Genomic DNA, 2,659 nt, shown 5'->3' on the forward strand with positions numbered 1-2,659 from the left:
GATGATCGATCGAGCGCTTTCGACAGGCATGCAAGCTTCTTACGTGTTGATGGACAGTTGGTTTACACACGCTCCACTAATCCAATCCATGATCGATCGCGGTCTGGATGTTATTGGCATGGTTAAAGCCGACAAGAAAAGATACCTTTTGGATGGCCGGCGGTTAACGCTCCAAGAGCTTTACTATAAAGCAGCTCCTGTTCAAGGGAACACCAAAGGCATTCTGCGGTGCATTCGCACTCAGCAGTCTCCTGGGATTCTGGTCACGATGGTCTTTGTGCGCCATCGTTCCAACAAAAAGGAATGGCTCGCCATTTTATGCACCGATCTTTCGCTTTCCGAGGAAGAAATCATCCGAATCTACGGAATCCGCTGGGACATTGAGGTTTTCTTTAAGTGCGCCAAGTCATTGCTGCGTTTGCAGAAAGAATTTCGGGGCCGCACTTATGATTTGTTGATCAGCCACACGACCATTGTCTTTTCTCGATCCATCCTGCTGGCTTGGCAACACCGGCAGAGTACCGACAACCGCACCTTGGGTGGTTTATTTCATCTGCTCAGCGACGAAGTCAGCTACAGCAATGGATTGCTGATTTGCCCAGATATATCAAGGCTTATCTGCCAAATTTAAGCCGCGAAAGTTGAGTTATTATAAAATAAAAATTACATCTTTTAGGAGTATTCTATGAACAAATTAAAGAAGGAATTAATATTGAATCTGTGTGTTGTCTCGCTTATTGTGAGTCTTTTGTACAGTTTTCTTTTAGTTAATGTAAATAATTCTTTGGTATCAGGGGATACCAGCTATAGTGATCCTGGCGATGCGGTTGTATTTGTATTGTTTTTCTTAATATTATATATTCCTCATCTGGTTTTTAGTTTAATTAGCTATACTATTATGAAGAATGTTAGATGGACGTTGACAAAAAAACTCTTTACGCAGAATGTAATAGGTCTAGTAATGATAGCAATCGTTTATTTTTTAATAAATGAACCTATCGTTTTCTTCTTGGTTTTCTCTCTTATTGTTTACTCATTAGGTAGCATCAATAATATGCGTAAATGAAAATATCCTTATTTTGCAGAAAGATTCGAAGTGACCCCCAAAAGTTAGACACGGTTATTTCATTAGGCAACATTCTCAATCATAACCCCATTCTTCCCAGAAGCAGATAAAAAAGACTCTACGAGGGAGTCACCACATTCGTCTAAAAGTCTTACTCCTTACTAGGAGCGGTTAATTTGTTTCATCATATCTGGCTACCTGCAGTCCAGTTGCGTTATTCGTAACTGATCAGCTATTACAAGGCATTTAGAAAGGCGATTAATACGACACTCAATTACTCCAAAGTCGTTAGCAACATTTCTTCGTTGTAACAGTCGATAAACAAGCCTTCTACGGAGTAACACTAGAAAGAACCTGGGATTATTCCTTTCCAGGTCCTTTCGTCTGCATTTAACTTTGACTCGAATTTAATCCTTGTGCGAGATCAAATTGTAGCGCTATTTGACCTTTCTTTCGTATCCCATTTAATTTCATCTGTCTAATAAAGTATTCAAACCTACATTATTTACTAATAATTCGGTTAGAGATGGTGTAATTTTCACTGCCTCCTCAATGTCCAAATCTGCGAATCTAGTATAATATATCCCAAAACCATCTTTACCCTCTAGATAGATTAATGCACCACCTCCTTCGTCATCACCAATGGCGATTGAATTCGGGAGATATTTCTGTACTTCATAAGCTTCATTCATTTCTAAGCACCCAGATGCTCCCCAAATTCGAATATACATTTGGTCGCTAACATTAATTTCAATGTCTGAAGCTAGCTGATTTATTTCTATAAATTCTGTAGGTACATCTATTGTCGAAAAGTCCAGTAGTGCTTTAATTTCTTCTTCTTTCGAAGGAGATTTTCTAGAATCAATTGTGTACATACTACTGATATTATCTAGTATGTTCATTAATAATCAATCCTTTCATACTTAACACCTAGTGAGAGCGTAAAATATTATGTGTAGTGCTGCCGGGCAAGGTCGCACTATACAAACTTATTGACAGACCCTAACGAGATTTCTGTATGAGTGTGTTTTCAAACTGCACTTTTATTGACAACTCCAAATTGCATCATATATTAGGTATATCAATCTCTTTGCCTGAAGACTTACTAATTAAAACGTCAGGAAGATCTGGGTTATTCTTTTTTAACTTATACTTTTGAATTTTTGTTAATTCAGGGTCAAAAGAAATGTCTTGTGATATAAAGTCTAAGCTTAGTAGTTTATTATAAATCTTTCTCAAAAAAAATTTCCATTCCTTTAATGAAGAACTTGAAATTTCATCTGAACTCTCTAAAAAACGATAGCCATCTGCATAATGGAACATTAGTAAACCTGTCCCTAAATCACAAGCCTCATTTTTCTAAGATGACTGTTGGTACATCAAACCCACTATTCCAATTATAATTTGCAGCAAAGTAATGGAGTAATAAAGAGTTGTCTATATTCTGAGTCTGTAAAATAGATTGTGTAAACTCCCAAAACTATTAAAATGAAACATAGTAGAAAGGTTGGGAGAACACATGGGACTTTGGGATAAACAACAGTTGCGCGCCTTCATTAAAGAGAATAATCTGGTGACCGCGCAGGATGCACA

Annotated in this window: 3 protein-coding genes and 2 pseudogenes; 3 read left to right on the top strand and 2 right to left on the bottom strand. The window is 37.5% G+C overall.

The features are described 5' to 3' along the window. Both JJQ72_RS20125 and JJQ72_RS20130 read left to right on the top strand, forming a co-directional pair. A pseudogene (locus tag JJQ72_RS20125) lies at positions 1-645 on the top strand (IS4 family transposase); the annotation flags it as partial. A gap of 40 nt (positions 646-685) precedes the next feature. Further along, positions 686-1,066 carry a hypothetical protein gene (locus JJQ72_RS20130; RefSeq protein WP_208204776.1) on the top strand — a complete coding sequence of 127 codons (381 nt, stop codon included), beginning with the start codon at positions 686-688 and terminating at the stop codon, positions 1,064-1,066. A 470-nt stretch (positions 1,067-1,536) separates the two neighbouring features. On the opposite strand, the gene JJQ72_RS20135 is transcribed toward JJQ72_RS20130, so the two are convergent. Together JJQ72_RS20135 and JJQ72_RS20765 are read right to left on the bottom strand one after the other, a co-directional pair. After that, the gene (locus tag JJQ72_RS20135; RefSeq protein WP_208204777.1) at positions 1,537-1,968 is read right to left on the bottom strand and encodes an SMI1/KNR4 family protein; all 432 of its coding nucleotides are present in this window, start codon (positions 1,966-1,968) and stop codon (positions 1,537-1,539) included. 163 nt (positions 1,969-2,131) lie between these two features. Then, a pseudogene (locus JJQ72_RS20765) lies at positions 2,132-2,528 on the bottom strand (DUF4274 domain-containing protein); the annotation flags it as partial. Positions 2,529-2,585: 57 nt separating this feature from the next. Here JJQ72_RS20765 and JJQ72_RS20950 point away from each other — a divergent pair. Then, positions 2,586-2,659, top strand: a 74-nt coding sequence (locus JJQ72_RS20950) for an oxidoreductase (RefSeq protein WP_481856852.1), incomplete at its 3' end; no start/stop codon positions are given.

The sequence above is a fragment of the Paenibacillus sp. F411 genome (assembly GCF_017582705.1).
GTDB classification, from domain to species: domain Bacteria; phylum Bacillota; class Bacilli; order Paenibacillales; family Paenibacillaceae; genus Paenibacillus_AQ; species Paenibacillus_AQ algicola.

Bases quoted from the DNA above. Each gene is read 5' to 3' on its own strand.
- JJQ72_RS20130 (WP_208204776.1), top strand. From the start codon at position 686: ATGAACAAATTAAAGAAGGAATTAATATTGAATCTGTGTGTTGTCTCG.
- JJQ72_RS20135 (WP_208204777.1), bottom strand. From the start codon at position 1,968: ATGAACATACTAGATAATATCAGTAGTATGTACACAATTGATTCTAGA.